Origin of the sequence: Coleofasciculus sp. E1-EBD-02 (assembly GCF_040218245.1) — a bacterium.
Classification (GTDB): Bacteria; Cyanobacteriota; Cyanobacteriia; order Cyanobacteriales; family Coleofasciculaceae; genus Coleofasciculus.
The window spans coordinates 1-21,906 of the sequence record NZ_JAVJQN010000211.1; the positions used below are offsets into that span (position 1 = coordinate 1).

The window sequence follows — 21,906 nt, forward strand, 5'->3', positions numbered from 1 at the left end:
GACTCATGTTTTAGGAATTATTGCGGCACAACAGGATAATGATATCGGCATCGATGGGATTAATGATGATGCGCCCTTATGGGTAGGACGTGCGGTTGGTTCTGGAGAATGGGCAGATTCGTTAGTTGAGTTTGTCGATACCGCCAAGGAATCAAGTCAACCGAATGCGGTTGTGAATCTAAGTTTGGATTTAACCCAAGTGAACCCTGATGGTAGTGTAACCACCCGCTATGAGTTTACACCCGAAGAACGGGCGGCGATTGAATATGCCCGTCAGAATGGGGTATTAATTGTCGCCGCCGCCGGGAATGATGGGGATGTAATGTCGGTATTGGGTCAAGCGTCTCAGGAGTTTGACAATATTATTACCGTAGGTGCAGCAGATGGGTTAGACCGGGCGGCGTATTCGAGTTACGGGTATGGATTAGACATTTTAGCGCCTGGGGGTACGAGTGAGTATCCGGTCTTGTCTACTACAGGTGACGGGTTGGGGACAATGGCGGGGACTTCCGTCGCATCGGCGCAGGTGACGGGGGTGGTGTCTCAGGTTTGGGCGGCGAATCCTCAGTTAAGTTATCGTCAAGTGATTGAGGTTGTGAAGTCCACAGCAACAGATTTACAGACGCCGGGATGGGATGTGGAGACGGGCGCTGGATTGCTGAATTTGGTCAGGGCGGTGGAGTTGGCGAAAACCACGACACCGGAAGACTATCAACCCAAAGAATTATTGATTCCAGAAAGATGGAGTGGGGAAGGAACGGTTACAGCAACAGAACGGGCGGCTGATAATCAATCTATAGGCTTAGAGTGGGTTAAGCAGTTGGGAACGCCTGGTGAGGATTGGGCGAGGGATGTGGCAGTAGATAGTGCAGGTAATGTCTATGTTACAGGCTCGGCGGGAGGTTCTTTCACAGGTTCTAACCACAGAGATGGTAGTTGGATAGCCAAATACGATTCCACTGGTCAGCAGCAATGGCTGAAACAGTTTAGTTTAGATAATTCCCGTAGCATTGTTCTAGACCAGGATGGCAACATCTACCTTGCAGGGGGAGAAAAAAATGCTTGGTTAGCTAAATTTGACACTAATGGAAAGCAAAAATGGCTCGAACGATTAAGTGTTCCTGGTACTGATATTTTTAGTAGTATCGCCGTTGATAATTCAGGTGGTCTTTATGTAACAGGATTCACCGAAGGTTCTTTGGGAAGCTCTAATGCAGGAAGACATGATGCATGGATTGCCAAATACGATACCAATGGTGATCCAGTTTATAATTATGGCAAACAATTATGGATTCGGCAATTGGGCAGCTCCAGTAATGATCGAGCTTGGGGTATAGCAACAGATAGTTTAGGCAATATATACATTACAGGAGAAACAGATGGATCTCTACCAGGAACTAGCTCATTAAATGGAGGTGCATGGATTGCAAAGTATGACAGAGACGGCAATCGAAAGTGGACAAAACAATTAGACAATACAGAGTCTTCCTACGACGTAACTACAGATAATTTAGGTAATGTTTATATTACCGGAGCAACTAATGGAGATACCGGAGGTACAAGAGTTGGTGTTGACGGTGATATTTGGAATAGTAGTGTTTTGAGTGGCGCTACTACAACAGAACCTAGTGATGCTTTTGTCGTCAAGTATAACAGTAACGGCACATTAGAATGGTCTAGAAAATTGGGTACTGGTAATGGTGATCGGGCTTCAAGTGTAGCCGTGGATAATTCTGGAAATGTGTATATTTCTGGAGAAAGTATGCATGGCTGGCAGTATTATAGTGAAGCCTGGGTAGCGCAGTATACTAATAGTGGTACATTGCAGTGGATTCGTCAGTTGGGAACTGCAAAAAGTAATGAGCAATCTTTGAGTGTTACTGTAGATGGTTCAGAAAGTATCTATCTAGCTGGATTTACTCAGGGTTCACTAGAGGGAACTCAGGTAGGAAATGGTGATGCTTTTATCGCTAAGTATGCTGTTGCTCAAGCAGACGATAGTTTAAATAAAGCGCGTGATATTGGGACTCTAAGGGGGACTCAAACACTTAATAACTTTGTAGGTGATGCTGATAGCAATGACTACTACCGCTTTAGTCTTGATGCGGCTAGTGAATTTAAGTTATCCCTAAATGGATTAAGCGCAGATGCTAATGTAGCTCTTCTAGATAATAGTGGAGCAGTTATTCAAAGTTCAGTTAACGGAAGCACAACCGAAGAATCAATTATCCAGACTCTCAATCCAGGTAGTTACTACCTGCGAATCTACTCAGGTGAAACAGGAGAAAATACCTCCTACATTGCAAGTTTATCAGCTACCCCAACTGCTCCTCCTGATACTGTAGGTAATGATTTCACGACAGCCAAAGATTTAGGTGTTTTAAAGGCTATACAAACCGTCAGTGAGTTTGTTGGTAGTGCAGATCTCGATGACTATTACCGCTTTACCCTAAACTCTGACAGCGCTTTCAATTTATCACTGAAAGGTATAAGTGCCAATGGCACAATTGCCAATCCAGAAGTACGCCTGTTTCGCTATAACGATGATGGTTCCAATACCAATATTGGCAAGACTCGTATCACAGCAGAGGGTGAGGTAGTCCTGAATACTAACTTAGATGTAGGTACATACTTCATTTGGGTTGGTCGCGATTCTCAAACCTCGCAGCCTATTATCGACAGCACCTATGATCTCAATCTTTCCGTTAACCCAATCGACTCTGAAAATATTGCTAACTCTTACTATATTGGTAAGCTGAATATTCTTATTCCCCAAGTTTTTCATAACTCTATTGGCGATACAGACGCGAATGATTACTACCACTTTAATTTGACGGAAAATAGTGACTTTAAATTACAGCTTGATGGTCTAACTGATTCAACCAATGTACAAATACTTCGTGCTGAAGGTAAACAAGTTGTGCCAGTTAGCGAAATAACTGACGTAAAGAATGCAGAGGAGTTGAATTTAATCCTGTCTAAAGGAATCTATTATGTTCGCATTTACCCCAATTTAAATACCACTCATACAAACTACAAATTGAGCCTTTCAGCTACCTCCCGATCTCCCAGAGATTTAGAAACCAATATCGGCAAAACAATAGGTTCTGGCAAGAATTTCCGTGTAACAGGTCGAGTATATGACCCTGATGGTGCTAGCGACCTAGAAACAGTGCTTATACAGCTTTCTCCAGAAACGGGTGAAACTCAAAATTACTATATAAAAAATTTCACGGCTGCTAGTGATGATCCCAACTGGGCTGAATTTAGCTATGATTTAGGGCGTTTAGCTCCGGGCAAATATGGATGGTCAGCCAGGGCTTATGATAAGTCAGGTGCTTCGAGCTATATCAGTATATCATTGGAAGACTTTGAGGTTGTTTCCTCACCTTTAGACCATGTTGGGGATAGTCCCCAGGACGCTCTTAATATTGGTACAATTAACGGAACTCATTCGTTCAGTGATTGGGTTGGCAATACGGATAATAATGATTATTATCAGTTCTCATTATCTAGTAAGACTCACCTAGGACTTGTACTGGATAAATTGAATTCTGATGCGGATCTTCAATTACTTAAGCTCAATAGCGATGGTACAACTAATTTAATCCATAGTTCCTATAATCGTGGAACTCAACCCGAAGAAATTGGCATCAATGGTTTAGATTCAGGAACATACCTCGCACGAGTCTACAATCGTGGTAATACAAACTATAATCTAAGCCTATTTACTCCCTCTATTACCCCGATCGATCTAAATCAAACCATTAGCGGCAGCTTGACAAAACTCGATCCTCAAGACACAGGTGAGCGTTTTGGTGGTAGCTTCTATGATGATTATCGCTTAACTGGCGTTTCTCCAGGTCAACCTATTAAGTTGACGATGAGTTCCTCTAAATTTATGCCTCATATCTTGCTACTGAATCCATCGACAGGAGAATGGCTGGGGCGATCAAGAATTACGAATCAGGATCTAGATACTGCCGAGTTAACGTTTACCGTACCGACTCAAGATTACATTATATCGGTAACCAGCTATGGCTATAAATTTGGAGATTATACTCTAACAGCAACGTCAGATAAAACGGCTGAAATTCCTACAAGTCATTGGAAAGCTGAATATTTTAACAACCGCGATTTAGCCGGAAATCCGGTTCAGGTTGAAGACTTTGGAGATAGCCCCCAAGGATTCTGGCGAGTTTGGGGTGATGGTGCGCCAGCAGGTGTACCTAAGGATGATTTTTCTACTCGAATCACCACTCAGCGCTATTTTGCTCCTGGTGTTCACAAAATTAGCACAAACTCTGATGATGGTGTCCGAATTCGGATTGGTAATCAAACCGTTATCGATAAATGGATTGAACAAGGGTTTTATGGAAATCAACATAATGCCTACTTCCACTCAGATGGAAGAGAATACCCTGTCACTGTTGAATACTTTGAGAGAGGAGGCGATGCGGCTGTAAGCCTGAGTATTCAAGCGATAGAGCCTTCATTAGGTCATTCTGACAGCCAGCTAGGAAATTTCAAGAAAGCAATTGTTTTAGGCAATTCTGTCAAGTTTCAGTATGACAACGGTTACGTCTTGCAGTATGCAGACGGTTCGACTTCACCCAAATTTTATGACAAACCTTTCCCCTCTGAGTCGATTTCAAGTCCAGATATTAAACAAGTAAACTTTGGTGGCTATGTAATGCCAACTATAGGAGTAGCCCTCCGCAACAGCACTCAGCTTGACGATAAGAACGGTAAAGCTGAACCTTATGGAAAATGGCTCTCTTTCGATGCATGGACGTATGGCGAAACAGCAATAGATTACAGCTTAAGTACTCCCGACGCTCGGTGGTTTAGAATAGCTGGAACTGATGATTGGGTGCCAAGTGCTTACATTAATGGCAATCCACCTAATTCTAGCGCAATGCCTGGAAGTTCTGGCAGTATCGGGAATAGCCAGCCCCCCACTATGTCCAGTAATAATCCAACATACCTTTATAGTATGGGTGGTGGAACAAGCGAGACATTTCAGACAATTACATCTGAAGTAGTTCGAGACTATTCGATTGCTGAACTTGAGGATTTGATTGAAAAGATAAATAAGAATATTACTGATGTACAGACAGAAATAGATGAGAAGCATAAACTGGGACAAAAATTAGATAAAAGCTGGCAGTTTCTCTATGTTATTCCATTGGTTGGTGGGTTGTTAGCTAGTCCGTTTGCCAAAAAACCAGCTCTAGAATTAGTTAAGGATGAAATCAGAGATCTTAAATATGTTGAACAGCAATTAAATAGAAAATTAAGTCTTGTAACAAGAGAATTGCAAGAACGTAAATTCACAATTCCTTTGCCAAGTGGTAAATCGTGGCAGGTGACTCAAGGGTTCAATGGAAATTATTCCCATCATGGTATATTTGCTATTGATTTTGATGATATACCTGAGGGTGAGACAATACCAAATCCAGTCCCAATTTTAGCAGCAAAAAGCGGGAAAGTAATTAAAGTTAGTTATGATCCAGGAGGTTATGGACATTATGTCGAGATAGCTCACGACGAACCTTATGATGGAACTGGGTACGTAACTTTATATGGACACTTCGCCAAAACCCCAAATGTCAACCTAGGAGAATTTGTTAAAAAAAGAGATGAATTAGGAATTATGGGAACTACTGGAAATAGTACTGGTATCCATCTTCATTTTGAGGTTTTCTACAACGGTAACAGTAATATATCAGTGCCACAGTTACAAAATTTTGAGCTGGACGGTCGCAAGCTGCAAGATTACAAGCGTGGTAAGTACTATTGATCCAAGGATTAATAGGATGGGTTGAATGTGCGATCGCATCTTGCCCAAACCCAGATAGCCCATGAAATAAGGAATGGAAGCTATTCGACACCGAAGTACGATCGCGTTTGGTGATGGAATGAATTTGCGATCGCGCCTCCCTCTTTCCCCAGATACACCATCTCACCAGGAATAAAAGCGATTTCCCACCAAAGTGCTATGGAAGCTTATCCAGGAACGCATATAACCGGTCAAAAAACACCGTTTGACACCGGGAATTGAATAAAGGGCGATCCGATCAAATTAAGCGGACACCGTTGTTAATTAATGCAAGCGGGTCGCCCCTACAGCAGCATCAAAGGTGATAGTCTCCCAAGTGCGATCGCCCTCTCTCTCCTGGTTTGCGCCAATCCCTGATCAAAAGAGCGATCGCCTAAAACACACCTCCATTTTGAGTCAGGGCGGGTTTTGTTGAAACGTTATCACAAACATCAAAATTAAGCACCTAAACCCGCCCCTACAAATACCTGGGCTTCCACGCGATCGCACTTTCTCTATCCCCCTCGTGCGATCGCGAAGCGAGTCGCGCCTACAGCAGATCGCGCCTCCCTGCTTTCCCCCGATACACCATCTCACCAGGAATAGAAGCGATTCCCCACCAAAGTGCGATGGAAGCCTATCCAGGAAAGCATATAACCGCTCAAAAAACACCGTTTGACACCGCCAATTGAATAAAGGGCGACCCAATCCTCTGTAGGGGCGGGTTTTACTACTATCTTTTCGGTTGCACCTCGATGTGAATAAACCCGCCCTGTTTCTGGTGTTGTTAATTGATGCGGTGCGGGTCGCCCCTACACCCGAATCAACGGTGATAGGCTACCAGGTGCGATCGCCCTCTCTCTCCTGGTTAGCGCTAATCCCTGATCAAAAGAGCGATCGCCTAAAACACACCTCCATTTTGAGTCAGGGCGGGTTTTGTTGAAAAGTTATCACAAACATCAAAATTAAACGGCTCGCGCCCGTCCCTACAAATACCTGGGCTTCCACGCGATCGAACCTTCTCTATCCCCACCCTGCGATCGCGAAGCGAGTAGAGCCTACAGCAGATCGCGCCTTCCCTCTTTCCCCAGATACACCATCTCACCAGGAATAAAAGCGATTCCCCACCAAAGTGCGATGGAAGCTTATCCAGGAACGCATATAACCGCTCAAAAAACACCGTTTGACACCGCCAATTGAATAAAGGGCGACCCAATCCTCTGTAGGGGCGGGTTTTACTACTAGCTTTTCGGTTGCACCTCGATGTGACTAAACCCGCCCTGTTTCTCTAGTTGTTAATTGATGCGGTGCGGGTCGCCCCTACACCCGAATCAAAGGTGACAGTCTCCCAGGTGCGATCGCGTCTTCCCTTTCCCCAGATAGCCCCGATAATTGTGATCGCCTGAAACACGGTAGGATAGCACCGACGTGCGCCCTGATCTAGCTGTGAACTTAGGAGCTATCAACCGCCCAAAATATATACAATATAACCCTGTAGACTCAATCGTTTACAGGGCTTACCTTTATATTTGGTGGCGGGAGGCGGATTTGAACCACCGACCTTCGGGTTATGAGCCCGACGAGCTACCAGACTGCTCTATCCCGCGTCGCTTTAAACAGCATAACACCTATTTCCTAAATGTGGCAACTCCAAGCCAAAAAAGTCTAGGTGCGGTAGTACCAACAAAGGACATAAGACGAATGACCCAATTCAAAAACTCATTGAGAGTTCGCCAATCACCTCTAGACGCTTGAACTCACCGAAATGCATAAAGGTTTCCGCCAAACTTTCCGCCACGGCGGGACTAATCCAACCCATTTGCTTCAAAAGCTGAATCGCTACCGCATATTTAGCGCGTTTGGCTCCATCCATGACTTTAATTGTCATACCCAGCCCTTCACCCACGCGACCGATACATTGAACCCCTTCTGATCCAGCTTTACTCACCAGTTCACCTTGAGTCAATCGCATTAATTCCGTATCAAATACTCCTTCTCCTGCCACTAAGGTAGGATGATGGGTCATTGCCCGAACAATTCGCTCCATTGCCAAATTGTCACCAGAAGCGAGTTGAGCAAAGAGGGTGGCGATTTGAGCGAGTTGCAAAAAATACGTCGGTGCCCCACAGTCATCGTGTGCCAAAATCAACTCTTCTGGTGGCATCCGCATCAATTCCGCGACTTTGCTCAAAACGAGTCGTTGAACGGGGTGATTGTACTGTAAATAACTATCAATAGACCAATTGCGTTGGCGGCAGACAGCAAGCATACCTGCATGTTTGCCAGAGCAGTTGTATTCTAAGGCACTTTGCTTGCCCGGAGGAATCGGACATTGCAGGGCGGATGGGTCAACATCGCAGCGCCAAAGAATCTTAAAAACCTGACGAACCTGTTCCAGATGACCTTGGTGGGAACTACAAATAATTGCCAAATCCCGGTCGTTAAGATTATATCGTTCCAGGGTTCCCGTTGTAGTAACTGCCAGAGCCTGAAACGGTTTGAGTGCCGAACGAATAAAGGTTGATGTTTCTGAATTGCCCGCTACAGATAGGACACGCCCTCGCTCGTCACAGAGGACAGCTTGAGCGTGGTGGATGGATTCGGCTATGCCTTCCCGGAGTAAACGGACTTCGATCGCTGGTGCTTGATTACGTTTTACCCTTGTCATTCGTTATTCGTCATTGGTCATTGGTCATTGGTCATTTGTAAGAGTTTAGGGAATATTGGCAGAAATTAATAGTGTTGGGTTTATTTCCACCAACCAACTTAATCGTTTTGAGGAAAAACCAAACCATAAATTATCAAGAAAGATTCCATAGCAAGCTACCACTGATGATAAGAATAGCGATAATGCCCAATGTTCGTTGCAGGCGTTGCAGAATGGGCTGGACTTGATAGGAGACGATCAGGCGATCGCGACTCAGGACTTCTGGCGGCTTCGTCCAGGTTTGACCATCATACCAGCCGGACTCTTCATAGCCGATGGTTTCCTGAGATAAGCGATCGCACACATAAGACCAACCTAAGTACAGTCGCAGTAACACCAATATCAAAAACACGCCAGCACCTGCGCCACCCGCCAAAATAAACTGTACCAGATGCTGGTGCGGCGCAAAACTAGCGGCGGCGACTGGACCCGCGATTAACCAGCTTAAGCCCCAAACCCAAGCCAGCTTGAGTCCATAATTTCTCAATTCTAGCTTCGCCCAACGGAAAAACCAAGAGTCTTTTAATTGTTGGTACTCATGAATCGGTTGTTGTTCTGTCGGTACGGGACAGAAAGAAACGGACGATTCCCTCATAGTATTTGTTCAGGTTAGGATTGTTGCGAATTGAATTCAACATGTTCGGCGTGACCCCAAAATGCTTCTAGATTATAGAACTCCCGTTCATGAGGCAGCATAATGTGAACAATCACTTCACCGTAATCCTGAAGCAGCCAGCTTCCATCGGCTTGTCCTTCGGTTCGTAGAGGACGCCGTTGCCAAGTCGTTTCCACTTGATCTTCAATCGACTGAGAAATCGCCCTCACCTGTACCCGCGAAAAGCCTGTTACAATCACAAAATAATCAGCAATATAGGAAACATCTGCAACGCGGAGGATGACGATATTTTCACCTTTGCGATCATCTGCAGCTTGGGCAATGGTTAATGCCAGATCGGGTCTAGCTTTTTGGTCTTGGTTTTCATGGACAAATAAGGTAGATGAGCGTTGAAATTGGTCTTTTGTCATTTGTCCTTTGTCATTTGTCATTTGTTAGAGTGTGATAATTTTTTATAAAACGTAACATTTTTCGGTTTATGTCCATTGACCTACTGAGTCAATTCTGGTTTTTGGCTAAAGCGTTGCACCGCCCAGTTCCGAGTTAAGATCATGCGGGGGTGAATCAGGCGACGAGTATTGAGCAGGTGTTTGACACAGTAGTCACAGGTTAGCCAAACGGCTTTGTGCAGATCGACGCGAGCAATTTTCCGCAAATTCTCCAACTCCGGTGTATCACCACGACCTGGTTCTAGACTATCGGCTAAAAACACAACGCAGCTCATCTCACTCATTCCTGGATTTCCTAACGTGTGCAGCGCGATCGCATTGAGTACAACGTCCTCTTGGATAGCGAACTGCTCTTTAGCCACGATAGCACTGACATCAGCATGTAACAGATGGGGAGTCGCCGCACAGATTGGATCTATATCGATACCTCCCTCCTTAGCCATTCGCAAGAGTCGCTCTGGCTTAAAGTATTTAGCCAGATCATGCATCAATCCGGCTTGAGCGGCTTGCTCCACATTTAAATGATAATGTCGAGCTAATTCCATAGACATCTGCTCAACCCGCAGGATGTGCTGCATCCGGGCTGTCGGAACATTATCGTTTAGCCAGGTTAAAACCTGATCCCGCATTCGGTCACCAAACTCCTCAAGGCTAAGATTGACTCTATACTATAGGTATTGAATCCATTTTATCTCAACGCTTCTGAAGGGAAGCAAAGAGTTGTTCATAGCGATCAAGCGCTCGGTCAAACGCATAATTTTCTTCGGCATACTTTCTGCCTTTGTCACCCAAAGCTTTGACTTTTTCCGGATGGAGATAGAGATCCAAAATTTCGGCGGCTAAATTTTTGGGATCTTCGGGTTTGACAATAATACCACCGCCACTTCTTTGAATGGCACTGGCGGCTGTCCCTTCGGCTGGCACCGAGGCGATGATAGCACGACCGCTTGCCATCAAAACCGGAATTTTTGAGGGCATATTAAAGTCAATAACGTTGTGCTTTTGCAAGACCAAGCCCACATCAGCGGCGGCTAGCATTTCCGGGAGTTTTTCGCGAGGTTGAAATGGTAGCAGGAGTACGTTAGTGGCTTTACAGGTTTGTTTGTATAGCTGTAATTGTTGCAAGGCTTTAGCTTCTGCTTTCACCTGCGATCGCGCTTTCTTTTGGATCTCAATTTGCCATTCTACCAGAGCCCTCGCTTCTTCTTGCTGCAATCGTTCTAAAGCTTTTTCTTCTCCCACAATAACAATGACAATTTCGGGAACGTGGCGCAGGCGAATCGAAGCCTGGATAACGGTTTCTATGCCTTGACTTAGCGCTATATTCCCGGAATACATGACCACAAACTTCCCGTTGAGTCCATGCTCCTGACGGAATGCATTTGGTTCTTTTGGTAAAGGTTTGATGAAATCAACATTCACCCAATTGGGAATCAGCTCAATTTTGCTTTCACTGACTCCCTTCTTTCGCAAGTTTTTAATAAACCCATCCGCAATAACACTAATTTTGGTCGCTGTCCGGTAGGCAAATTTTTCCAAAATGGAAAAGATGCGAATCAGCTTGGGATTGGTCAGAATTTCCAGGTGTACAGCAGCATCGGGTAAAATGTCCTGAAGATTGAGAACAACTGGAACCCGGTGTAGCCATCCTAGGAGTGCTGCGGGTACGGCAACGGGTAGTGGTGGTGCTGTCAAGAAAATGATGTCGGGGCGCTTACCCTTTAGAGCATGGACAAAACTCGTCGCCACAAAGCTAACTTCCAATAATAATCGGTCGATTAAACTGGGTTCAGGGCGAATCCAGACATAACTGCGTTGAATCGCCACGCCGTTGATCACCTCGGTGCAGTATAATTTGCCTTGGTAGTCTTTATAAACTTCTTTTTGAGGATACCAAGGCATACCCGTAACCACCCGAACCTGATGTCCTCGTTTCACTAACCCCTCAGCGAGTTCGGTCATCAGTGGGGCAATGCCAATGGGTTCGGGAAAATAGTTGTAGGAATAAATCAGAATTCTCATAAATTTTAGGAAAGCAAGTGGGACTTACCCAGTTGGGGCTAATTTTTTCGCCAAACTAGCCGAGTGCCTATCAATCAGGATGTCTAGGCTTATGTTCAAGGACATTGCACGGCTCAATTGCTAAGGAAACACCATTATTGTAGAATCTACCTATTGTAGTTGCCTTTATCAGAATGCCGCATCGTAAGAGTAAGTGCAATCAGCCTAGAGGCTGGATAAATTCATGGCTTTTACACATTCCTTCAATGGCTTACGGCATTCAATGGCTCACTGGTACGAGTCGTTTTCCCATAAACAAACAGTTGCGCTGATCAGATAAGCGTTGATAAAATAGTTCATCCGTGAATTGCTCCATCAAAATTAATCCTCTGCCTGTTTCCTCTAGAAGGTTACAGCCTTTTTGGTGTAAAGCGTCCAACTTAGCCTGCAAATCGAACGGTTGTCCATAATCCCAAATCCGCATTTCTAAGCGGTCAGCAAATATCTTCAGTTCCAGCTCAATCGGTGTGGTTTGAGGCAAGTGGCGATGAGCATGGTGAACCGCGTTGGCGAAGGCTTCGTCTAGTGCCACTTTACAATCCCCGCAAAATTGGTCAGGAAATTGGCGCAAAGCTAACCGATCAAACCAGGCGAAAATTTCAGCAACAGCACTGATGTCTGTGGCTACCTTGAGATGCGATTGTTTAAGGGGTTTGTCATGGTGCATCAATCGAAAGCCAGTCCCATGTTTTTTTAAGCCGCGCCACTATTTTTAGAAAAAACCACTAAAATTGTTTTAATAATTAATTTGACATCATACATCAAGCTCCAGTGATGCTGGTAGCGTAAATCTAAGTCAATGATGTCCTTAAACTCATGGATTTGATTTCGCCCATTGACCTGCCACTCTCCTGTCATACCCGGTTTGACATCTAAACGCTGCCATTCGGGGACATCGTAGTAATCTACTTCATCCGGTGTCGGGGGTCGAGTTCCAACCAAACTCATGTCCCCTTTCAGGACATTGACAAATTGAGGCAGTTCATCAAGGCTACTTTTCCGTAAAAACCGACCGACTTGTGTCACTCTGGGATCAGGGGCATTTTCATCCAACGGTTTAACTCGAATTTTACCCTTACTAATATCTTGACTACCGACATACATAGAGCGGAACTTCCAAATCCGAAATTCTTTGCCCATCCACCCCTTACGGATCTGACTGAAGAAGATAGGACCTCGTGAATCAAGTTTGATGGCAATAGCAATTGGAATAAACAGCAGTGCGGTAATTCCTAAGCCAACAATTGCGCCGATAATATCGAGTCCGCGTTTGATCCCAGAGCGGGTGGAAGGGTGAGTGGGTGGTAATGCTGGTGGCTGACTTGATTCAGACAGGAGTTCTACTGTGAGAATTTGATCGAGTCCCGTCATTTTCAAAACTGCCATGACCGGAGTGCCAACATTGGTAAGTACCAGTTCAATATCCTTACTGGTCGCATTTTTGTAATTATTCACCAACGCCCCAATCCCACAGCTATCGATAAAGGTTGTCTGACGAAAGTCTAAAATAATTTTTGGCGGCAGGGGGTGGTTCTGCAAAATTTGCTGGAAGGTTTCTTTGAAAGCCACAGCTTCAAGCACACTCAGGCGAGCCGGAAGTTGCATGACGGGAGTTTCATGCAATAGTATTACTTTAAAATCCGCTTCTGACATTGAGTCACCCATAACGACCTGTATTGTTGGTATTCACCTGTGTTTCTGACCAATATTGTGTCGTACAATTGCTAACTTAACCGAAAACTCACTTGAATTTACCGATCCAATGTAAAAAAATGTCAGCTAAAACTGGACTCACCGCCCGGCTCATTGAACTGTTTTCTGCCATTCAAGGTGAAGGACTCAATGTTGGTACCCGTCAATTATTCATCCGTTTGGCTCTGTGTGATTTGCGCTGCCATTTTTGTGATAGTCAGAATACCTGGGCAGTTCCCAATTTAGCTTCCGTGGAGCAAACCCCTGGACATCGGGATTTTGAAACTCATCCTAATCCTGTAACCTTTGATCAGTTATTGGCATGGGTTGAGCGGCAAAATTATCCAGGACTCCATGAAAGTATTAGCGTAACAGGTGGCGAACCCCTGTTGCAGGCTCCCTTTTTGAGAGAGTTCTTGCCCGTAGTACGACATCGAACCGGGTTACCCATCTATTTGGAAACCGGGGGGCATCGTCCGGAGCAACTAGACCAGATTCTACCCTATTTAAATAGTATCGGTATGGATATGAAGTTGCCGAGTGTAAGTGGGGAAGAGTGTTGGCACGCTCATCGTCAGTTTCTACAACTTTGCCGGGATGCAGATATTGAGGTTTTTGTCAAGCTGATTATTGCCCAAACAACGAACACCGCCGAACTGGAGTTAGCCGCCGAATTGGTTGCAGCGTGTAACCCCAGTATTCCCGTGTTTTTACAACCTGTAACGCCCCTAGCTAAACCCCATCATGCGCCAATGCTCCCGCCAACGCCGACTCAAGTTTTAGAATGGCAAGGGTTGATGAAGCGCCATCTCAAATCAGTGCGCGTCATCCCCCAAACCCATAAGATGATCGGTCAGCTTTAGGCTCTAGATTCCCGTTTGCTTTTCGCTTCGGCTTTGGCTTTAGCAGCACTTTTTTTCAATGCGGCTAGGCGGGCTTCGTAGCGGCGACGTTGACGGCGACCGGGTGTAACTTCAACTAAGGTTTTTAAGGCACTGCCTAGACTCTTGTAGGCGTTGGGGAGAGTGTAACCAAAGCGAGTAGCCAGGGCGATCGCTTTTTCATCTGCCTCAATTTCTGCCTTGAGAGTTTTCTCGCTGTTGTTTTTCTGATAGAGTCTCCATCCAGAAACACCACAGAGGGCGAGTGCCAAAAGCAGTAGCAATCCATCTTGTACCCAAAGTTCCCCAACAGCGCCTCCCAAGCCAATGGCTAGGGCTGCCATTTCCCATCCTTCTTTGGGGATCGTGTCATTCTGAATTCGGGCAACTTCGTGCCAAAATAGGAGATTACGTTGGTCAAGGGCAAACTGCTCCCATTTCACTAAGTCAATTTGCACCTCCACCTCATCGCTACCAATTTCTTCGGTGCGTAACAATGGGGGATTGACCTCAGTCGTTCCTTCCACCATGACCCAGCTTTGCAATTCTGGGGGGAGTAAGGTTTTTAGACGCCGGAGTTCACTCATCTCGGCTTTGGCAGAAGAGGTTGCATAAGATGTCATAGATCTGCCTCCAGGAAACTTAAACCAATAAACAAAGGTATCATTTGGCAGTATAGCGAGATTCGTCCTCTGCCTTGTTTCTGGCTAAGTGTCAGGATTCAACGGAATACGGCAAGGGATGGGGGAGATGAAGAAGATAGGGAAAAGAGTACTGATGAAAAATAATGCGTCACTGTAGCGCTAGATACGAGAAGACCCGGAGTTCACGCCTATCCCAAGCATCTCGTATTGCTGCTACCTTCCGGTTCTGACAAGGTTTGAGCGTTGGGATTGCATGAATCCGAGTCATTTACCAGTATAACAGCTTTGAACCCCATTGATCAGTTCACGGAGATATTTTTTCATTCGGCAATGATGCACCATTCGTGAAGTTGGTATTTGACACAGTGATTTGCCACCAACGGATCTCCCTCGACGATCGCCTGTGCTTCTTGTTTGGAACTCGCCTCAAACAGGAGCATTCCTCCTCCTTTCTCCGCCCAGTAACCTGTTTTGGCTTGATGTCCTTTGGCAATCAAGTCTTGGACGTAGGCTTTATGAGCTGGAACATATTGATCAAACGTAGGTTTATCGACGATGCCTTCTTCTATCTTGACGAACCAGGGCATTTGCTTTTTCCGATCAAAACCGCAGATAGTACATTATCTCAGATATCAGGTCTGGGGGAAGGGCGAGGCGTTGCTGGAAGTCGGCTAAATTCCGATAATTGCCCATCTCTTGCCGATTTTGGGCGATCGCTCTCGCTAAAAACAAGTCAACTCCAGGAATTCTGCTCAGTTGTTCCACGGATGCCGTATTCGCCGGAATCGGTATCGGGGTGGCTGGACTTTCAGCGTCATAGTAACAAAAGCTGAGAATTGGTTGTAACGGCTGTAACCGCGCCACAGGGATACTTAACGCCGCCGCAATATCCTCCAAACAGCAAAACTGTACCCCACTATTTGCCAATTCAACCAGCGATCGCGCTTGATGGATGGATATTCCTGGTAATCTCAGCCAGTCATCCACCGTCGCTTGATTGACATCAATTCTCATCCCCAGCGCCACCGCCACCTCTATTTCTTGCGCCGATTGCAGCCGATAGTAGGGATCACTCTGAATCCGGGTTTGGATTGAGCGCCAGGTTGGGTTTAATCGATCCGTCGATAACAGCCAGTCAAACAATGCCATCTTCTTTTCACGCGATACGATCCAGTAATTGGCGACGCTTTTGCTCAAACTCATATTCTGACATCAATCCCTCCTGACGCAGCTTATCCAGTTGTCGCAGTGCATCCGCGATCGCACCCACTTGCGCCGGATCAACCTCTGGGATTTGACTTGGCGCTGATGTCCCGGTTGGGATCAAATCGCCATTAAAATTTTGGTCGAATTGCTCCGAATTTTGCAACAAATACCATACCCCTTCAATGGCACTCGCCACTCTGGGAATTGGTGTCCAGGAGAGCAACAAATACAAAACTCCCCACCAAGGTTGCCCCAGATAAAACTTGTGCAGTCCAGAAAAAGGTATCACTACCCCACTAAATGCCAGTAAGGAAGCAACTTTTCGACTTTTCGGCTTGCTTAACATAGTGGTTCAAACACCAGACGAAAGGACACCGTTATCAATCAAGAAAGAGGAACGCCATACTTTTATGATATTGAATGCTTCCTCAATTACATTTACATTCAAATCTTCACCTGTACACCTCTGCTACACCCCTGCACCCCTGCACCCCCACTCCCCTGCACCCCGCATCCCCACACCCCTACTCCCTTGTATCCCCAATACGGATAACCGAAGTTTCCTCTAAGTGCAACACTGCACTAGAATATGACTGGAAACGGCAGTACAACCCACTCGGTTGATCGGGTAAGAGCTATGGGGTTTTTTGATTCAGATATAGTCCAACAAGAAGCTAAACAACTGTTTGAAGATTATCAGTCCCTTGTCCAATTGGGAGGCAGCTACGGTAAATTTGACCGAGAAGGGAAGAAAATTTTCATTGATCAGATGGAAGCGATGATGGAGCGCTATCGAATTTTTATGAAGCGCTTCGAGTTATCCGAGGATTTTATGGCTCAGATGACAGTTGAGCAGCTTAATACACAACTTGGTCAGTTTGGCATCACGCCTCAGCAAATGTTTGATCAAATGCAAATGACGTTAGAGCGGATGAAATCGGAACTGGAACAGCAGTCTTAGAAGTGGACTCGGAGGGGTTTGGTGTAACCAAACCCCTGTTGTTTGCGCCGCCTATCCTAGACATCCACCCGATTAGGTGAAGCCAATTCGTGCTTGAATAGAGTAAGGGCAGCTTAATCGCTGCTCAAATCGCGGTATTTTGGGAAAGGAAGATACCCACTCATGAAAGGCAAACACGTTTTACTCACTGGCGGTACTGGCGGACTAGGAATAGGGGTGACTCCAGCCGTATTAGCCTCTGCACCCAAAACAGTAACCATTCCTTATCGCAATCCTCAAGATGTAGAACGCCTCAAACAAATCCTATCCCCGGCGGATTTTGCCCGGATTAGCTTTGTCCCTAGCGATCTCACTGATGAGGCGAATGTCAGCAAGATGATCAACGATATGGAAGGGGTGGATGTACTGATCCATTTAGTGGGTGGCTTTTCCATGGGAAAAACCCACGAATACAGTTATGAAGCCTGGAAAAACGATTTTGACCTAAACTTAAATACCACCTTTTTGGTGTGCAAGCACAGTTTGGCGAAAATGCTGCCCCAGAATTATGGGCGCATTATTACCGTGGGATCGCGGGGTGCTGTGCAACCGGGGGGACAGTTAGCCGCCTACTGTGCGGCAAAAGCTGGCGTTGTCGCCCTGACTCAAGCGATCGCGGATGAAACCAAAGACACGAATATCACTGCCAATAGTGTACTCCCTAGTGTGATTGACACACCAACCAATCGTCAAGCCATGGGGGAAGAAAATGCAACTCAGTGGGTGAAACCCCAATCTATCGCCCAAGTGATTTGTTTCTTAGCCTCAGACGCGGCGCAGGATGTAAGCGGTGCGGCTGTTCCGGTTTATGGCAGCATTTAAGTAGAGACGTAGCATGCTACGTCTCTACATGGTTGTAAGGGCGGGTTTTACTTAACTTAATTCGCCCTTCTTTGGAGATCATATCTGGGTAATTAATCGCCCATCATTGGTCATTCGTCAGTGATAAGAAACACAGATAACCAATAATTTTAGAACTATTTTATATCGCTTAACTCTAAATATACTATACTCTATTCCCTATCAATTGGAGTTACACAACAAGGATGACTTCTCTGATCTCTAAAAAAATATGTATGCTGGGTGATTTTAGTGTCGGTAAAACCAGCTTAATTCGTCGCTTTGTAGAACGACAGTTTAGTGATAAGTATTTGTCTACTGTGGGGGTAAAGATTTCCCGAAAAACGGTTGAGGTGCAAGCCAAGACGCCAAAAAAGGCGCTCCAGGTACAAATGCTAATCTGGGATTTGGAGGGAAATACTAAATTTAAAACGGTGACGCCGATGTACCTACAAGGCGCAACCAGTGCGGTAATCGTAGCTGATGTCAGTCGCCAAGTCACAATCGATCATATTTCAGATCACTTACAGGCGTTTTTATCCGTCAATCCCAAAGGATTTGGTATCGTTGCGTTAAATAAAGCGGATCTTCTTTCGGAAAAACAACAGCAAGATTTGCTAGACAAGTGTCAATTGAATTATCCAAATAAAATCACTGCTGTCTATCCCACATCAGCGAAAACGGGTAAAAATGTTGACGATATTTTTTTTACCCTAGCTCAGCAAATGGTTGAATGAAGAAGATTTGATCGACTGTATGACAAAATCGCATTATGTATAACGATGAAATACATTACTATAGGCTAGAGTTGATAGTACGAAAAATAACTAGAAGCTGTCAAAGGTGAAAACATGGAGCAAATTCACAGATTTGCCACCCTAGACATCTGCACCGAATAATGTGGCTTTAGCTGAAAGCCTAAACCTAAGCTGATATGAGCATCTTTTTAAATAAACTTTTATCCCTGTTAGCACCACGCCATAGGGAATATTTATTAATCAATAGGGACGGTAAAATTCTGGAGACTTCTCCGGGAGTCAAGCGATTTGCTGAAGATTTCGATCAAGTTCGCCAAGGACAAAATATCTGTCTGGGATTTCCAGAACTCATTGGGTTAGAAACCATTTTGATTGATATTCTGGACGAACGACAGAATAATTTTGAATTAAAGGGGATTAGTCGGTGTTCAGTGACAGGCGAATCGCTGTATTTGGATTTGTATGTAATTAAACATCCTTTGGGTTTTGACCAGTATAACCCTGACAAACCCAATCAATTAATTATTTTATTAGAAGATGTCACAGAACGGATGGTTTTAGAACAAACCTTAGTTCAAGCCACTAATGAAACCCGTTTATTATTGAGTCGCTTATCAGCATCTAAAGCGTATATTGAGCAAATTATTACAGCTATGGCAGATGCACTCTTGGTGACGAAGCCTACGGGAATCATTAAAACAGTTAATCGTTCGGCACAAACTTTATTTGGCTATGACGAATCTGAGTTAATTGGCAACTCTATTCGCCTAATTTTGTCTCTAGCTGATGACTTACTCACCGAACATCAACAGCAGCTTTGTGTTGAGCCAACATTCATCAATGATTGGGAGGTTGTCTGTCAGAAGAAAACGGGAGAAAAAATAATGGTATCTTTCTCCTGTTCAGCGATTCAAATGGAAACAGAAAGTAGTCCCCATTTTATTTATATTGGTCGCGATATTACGGAGCGTCAGCGCACACAAAAGCGGATAGCGACTCAACATGCCATTACCCGCATTCTATCGGATTCAGGCACAATCGAGGAGGCGATGCCTAAAATTTTGCCTGCAATTGGTGAAACGTTGGTGTGGGATTTGGGTGAACTTTGGATTTCAGAAGTGATAGGCGATCGCGAAATAGATAGGATAACACCTCAGTTGCGGTGCGAACATACTTGGGTTAGCCGTGCGATTCCAGAATCGATGTCGATAACTCAGCCATTAATTGCATCCCCTAAGGGGGGATTACTGGGTCAAATTTGGACGAGTCGTTCTCCTGAATGGATTAGCGGTATCACCTCAGAATCTCTATCCCCAATCTTGCCAATTGCTGAATTACGCAGTGCTTTTGGCTTTCCAATTCAAGACGATGAGCAAATTTTGGGTGTAATCACCTTCTATTCCTATGATGTGCAACCCCCAGATCCGGAACTAATGCAGGTTATGGCAACAATTGGTAATCAGTTAGGACAGTTTATAAAGCGTAAACAAGCAGAAGCCGCATTGCGGCAAGAGCAGGAAAAATCTGAACAGCTACTCCTGAATATTTTACCTGAACCGATTGCTGATCGATTGAAACATGAACCTCAGATCATTGCCGAGGATTTTGCTGAAGTTTCGGTTCTTTTTGCTGATATTGTCGGGTTTACTCAACTGTCGTCCTCAATGCCTCCGATTACGCTGCTTAACTTACTCAATCAAATCTTTTCGATTTTCGATGAACTGTGCGAACAGCATCAATTGGAGAAGATTAAAACCATTGGGGATGCGTACATGGTGGTGGGGGGATTGCCGCGATCGCCCCTCAACCATGCCCACGCGATCGCCCGAATGTCACTGGATATGCAAGCCGCGATCGCCCAATTTCGTGACCAGACGGGACAGGCGTTTAATATGCGAATTGGCATCAACACCGGACCTGTAATTGCTGGCGTAATTGGTCTAAAAAAATTCAGTTATGATTTGTGGGGAGATACCGTGAACATTGCCAGCCGCATGGAGTCACAGAGTATACCCGGACGTATCCAAGTAACAGCGGCAATCTACGAAAAATTAAAGGATACATTTGAGTTTGAGCAACGAGGTATGATTGACGTGAAGGGTAGAGGCAAGATGACGACCTATTTTCTTATTGCTGTAAAATAAATTATTATAATTAGATAGCCAATAAACACATTCAAGCGAGGAGGTATTTGCTTTTCTCCAGCTTGGTTAAACTCTACGCTGATCAGGTAGAGACGTAGCCAGCTACAGCGGTGATTAATAAAAGCAGGATAATAATGAATGAAGAATAATTAATAGTGTTAAATCCGATGCTTGCTATATATAATTTCTATGCTGTAATTATTGAGGTCAAAAATTATTAGGAATAAAATAAAGCTGAAGAGATTAGCTAATCTAGGTCATATAAATTCCCATGCACCCCCTGTTTAAAAAATTATTATTTTCTCGTCATATTGAATACTTAGCCGTCGATGAGTCATTCAATATTTTAGAACTATCCCATAAAATCGCTCAGTTCGCCGACCGTCCTCAGGATTTGAGTATCGGTAAGGATGTGCGTCTGAGTTTCCCGGAACTTGTAGGCATTGAAGAGATTTTAAGCGATATCCTTCAGGGGCGACAGTTAAACTTTGATTTAAAAGGAATTGGACGATTTTCTGGACGAGGTAATCTTCTCTATTTTGATATGTATATTATTAATGACAGTGAAGACTATCAGGCAGGCAATAAACTAATTATTTTATGTGAGGATGTCACTGAGCGGATGAATTTAGAACAGACCTTAGTTCAACGCTCAAATGAAACGACCTTATTATTAGATGCTTGGGCAGCATCAAGTCAATATCTTGATAAAATTATTCAATATATAGGAGATGCTTTATTCGTCACTAATTCGTCATCTGTTATAAAAATTGTCAATAAAGCGGCTAATTTCTTATTCGGTTATAACAATTCTGAGTTAATCGGCAAATCTTTATCTTTAATTATTGATGAGTCTCAGGTTGAAAATTTAGTGGCACAGAAAAATGGATCTTATTGCAATGGCATCAACACAACTAAAGTGGTTTGTCAGACTAAGACAGGAGACAAGATTCTCGTGGCATTTTCCTGTTCTAGGATTGAGAGCGAATTAGAAGACGAACAAGATATTATTTATATTGGGCGTGATATCAATCGATGAAGTAAATTTAAGAAATATTAAGAAACCTCAAATTCTTACTGTTCCCTA

Annotated in this window: 19 protein-coding genes, 1 tRNA gene and 1 other RNA gene; 8 read left to right on the plus strand and 13 right to left on the minus strand. The window is 44.5% G+C overall.

Annotation, left to right across the window (positions count from 1 at the left end; all coding sequences use genetic code 11):
* Together RIC07_RS32805 and RIC07_RS32810 are read left to right on the plus strand one after the other, a co-directional pair.
* Positions 1–5,803: SBBP repeat-containing protein (locus RIC07_RS32805; RefSeq protein ID WP_446398182.1), on the plus strand; the 5,803-nt coding region annotated here is incomplete at its 5' end.
* A gap of 775 nt (positions 5,804–6,578) precedes the next feature.
* The gene (locus RIC07_RS32810; protein WP_446398183.1) at positions 6,579–6,764 is read left to right on the plus strand and encodes a hypothetical protein; all 186 of its coding nucleotides are present in this window, start codon (positions 6,579–6,581) and stop codon (positions 6,762–6,764) included.
* 587 nt (positions 6,765–7,351) lie between these two features.
* Here RIC07_RS32810 and RIC07_RS32815 read toward each other — a convergent pair.
* The 8 genes from RIC07_RS32815 to RIC07_RS32850 form a co-directional block, all read right to left on the minus strand.
* Positions 7,352–7,428 (minus strand) — tRNA-Met (locus RIC07_RS32815).
* A 104-nt stretch (positions 7,429–7,532) separates the two neighbouring features.
* Positions 7,533–8,489 carry an asparaginase gene (locus tag RIC07_RS32820; RefSeq protein WP_446376360.1) on the minus strand — a complete coding sequence of 319 codons (957 nt, stop codon included), beginning with the start codon at positions 8,487–8,489 and terminating at the stop codon, positions 7,533–7,535.
* Between the two features lie 133 nt (positions 8,490–8,622).
* Positions 8,623–9,123: a CGLD27 family protein gene (locus tag RIC07_RS32825; RefSeq protein ID WP_006100659.1), complete on the minus strand. Its 501-nt coding sequence runs from the start codon at positions 9,121–9,123 to the stop codon at positions 8,623–8,625.
* 14 nt (positions 9,124–9,137) lie between these two features.
* Positions 9,138–9,554, minus strand: a complete 417-nt coding sequence (gene rsfS / locus RIC07_RS32830; protein ID WP_446398184.1) for a ribosome silencing factor — start codon at positions 9,552–9,554, stop codon at positions 9,138–9,140.
* Between the two features lie 80 nt (positions 9,555–9,634).
* On the minus strand, positions 9,635–10,222 hold the full coding sequence (yqeK, locus tag RIC07_RS32835) for a bis(5'-nucleosyl)-tetraphosphatase (symmetrical) YqeK (RefSeq protein ID WP_446376354.1): 588 nt from the start codon (positions 10,220–10,222) through the stop codon (positions 9,635–9,637).
* Positions 10,223–10,286: 64 nt separating this feature from the next.
* Positions 10,287–11,615, minus strand: coding sequence for a glycosyltransferase family 4 protein (locus RIC07_RS32840; protein WP_446398185.1), 1,329 nt, complete (start codon positions 11,613–11,615; stop codon positions 10,287–10,289).
* A gap of 259 nt (positions 11,616–11,874) precedes the next feature.
* The gene (locus RIC07_RS32845) at positions 11,875–12,321 is read right to left on the minus strand and encodes an ATP-binding protein (protein WP_446398186.1); all 447 of its coding nucleotides are present in this window, start codon (positions 12,319–12,321) and stop codon (positions 11,875–11,877) included.
* Between the two features lie 26 nt (positions 12,322–12,347).
* Positions 12,348–13,307: an anti-sigma factor antagonist gene (locus tag RIC07_RS32850; protein ID WP_446398187.1), complete on the minus strand. Its 960-nt coding sequence runs from the start codon at positions 13,305–13,307 to the stop codon at positions 12,348–12,350.
* A gap of 119 nt (positions 13,308–13,426) precedes the next feature.
* Between RIC07_RS32850 and RIC07_RS32855 the strand changes: the two genes are divergently transcribed.
* Positions 13,427–14,209 carry a 7-carboxy-7-deazaguanine synthase QueE gene (locus RIC07_RS32855; protein WP_446398188.1) on the plus strand — a complete coding sequence of 261 codons (783 nt, stop codon included), beginning with the start codon at positions 13,427–13,429 and terminating at the stop codon, positions 14,207–14,209.
* On the opposite strand, the gene RIC07_RS32860 is transcribed toward RIC07_RS32855, so the two are convergent.
* The 5 genes from RIC07_RS32860 to RIC07_RS32880 form a co-directional block, all read right to left on the minus strand.
* Complete coding sequence (locus tag RIC07_RS32860) at positions 14,206–14,850, minus strand: DUF3318 domain-containing protein (RefSeq protein ID WP_446376344.1); 645 nt, start codon at positions 14,848–14,850, stop codon at positions 14,206–14,208. The genes RIC07_RS32855 and RIC07_RS32860 overlap by 4 nt on opposite strands.
* Before the next feature lie 190 nt (positions 14,851–15,040).
* Positions 15,041–15,137: signal recognition particle sRNA small type (ffs, locus tag RIC07_RS32865), an RNA gene on the minus strand.
* Positions 15,138–15,191: 54 nt separating this feature from the next.
* The gene (locus RIC07_RS32870; protein ID WP_446376342.1) at positions 15,192–15,458 is read right to left on the minus strand and encodes a YciI family protein; all 267 of its coding nucleotides are present in this window, start codon (positions 15,456–15,458) and stop codon (positions 15,192–15,194) included.
* 13 nt (positions 15,459–15,471) lie between these two features.
* Positions 15,472–16,020 carry a helix-hairpin-helix domain-containing protein gene (locus RIC07_RS32875; protein ID WP_446398189.1) on the minus strand — a complete coding sequence of 183 codons (549 nt, stop codon included), beginning with the start codon at positions 16,018–16,020 and terminating at the stop codon, positions 15,472–15,474.
* Between the two features lie 7 nt (positions 16,021–16,027).
* Entirely contained in the window at positions 16,028–16,423 is a 396-nt protein-coding gene (locus tag RIC07_RS32880) for an NINE protein (RefSeq protein ID WP_006100585.1), read from the minus strand.
* 291 nt (positions 16,424–16,714) lie between these two features.
* Between RIC07_RS32880 and RIC07_RS32885 the strand changes: the two genes are divergently transcribed.
* The 5 genes from RIC07_RS32885 (at position 16,715) to RIC07_RS32905 (ending at position 21,858) form a co-directional block, all read left to right on the plus strand.
* Entirely contained in the window at positions 16,715–17,038 is a 324-nt protein-coding gene (locus RIC07_RS32885) for a DUF1825 family protein (protein ID WP_044206685.1), read from the plus strand.
* Between the two features lie 162 nt (positions 17,039–17,200).
* Positions 17,201–17,899 carry a 3-oxoacyl-ACP reductase FabG gene (fabG, locus tag RIC07_RS32890; RefSeq protein ID WP_446398190.1) on the plus strand — a complete coding sequence of 233 codons (699 nt, stop codon included), beginning with the start codon at positions 17,201–17,203 and terminating at the stop codon, positions 17,897–17,899.
* Between the two features lie 224 nt (positions 17,900–18,123).
* Positions 18,124–18,654: a Rab family GTPase gene (locus RIC07_RS32895; protein ID WP_446398191.1), complete on the plus strand. Its 531-nt coding sequence runs from the start codon at positions 18,124–18,126 to the stop codon at positions 18,652–18,654.
* A gap of 197 nt (positions 18,655–18,851) precedes the next feature.
* Positions 18,852–20,819 (plus strand): adenylate/guanylate cyclase domain-containing protein, encoded by a 1,968-nt coding sequence (locus tag RIC07_RS32900; RefSeq protein WP_446398192.1) that lies wholly within the window; start codon positions 18,852–18,854, stop codon positions 20,817–20,819.
* Positions 20,820–21,090: 271 nt separating this feature from the next.
* Positions 21,091–21,858 (plus strand): PAS domain S-box protein, encoded by a 768-nt coding sequence (locus RIC07_RS32905; protein ID WP_446398193.1) that lies wholly within the window; start codon positions 21,091–21,093, stop codon positions 21,856–21,858.
* Positions 21,859–21,906: the final 48 nt, after the last annotated feature.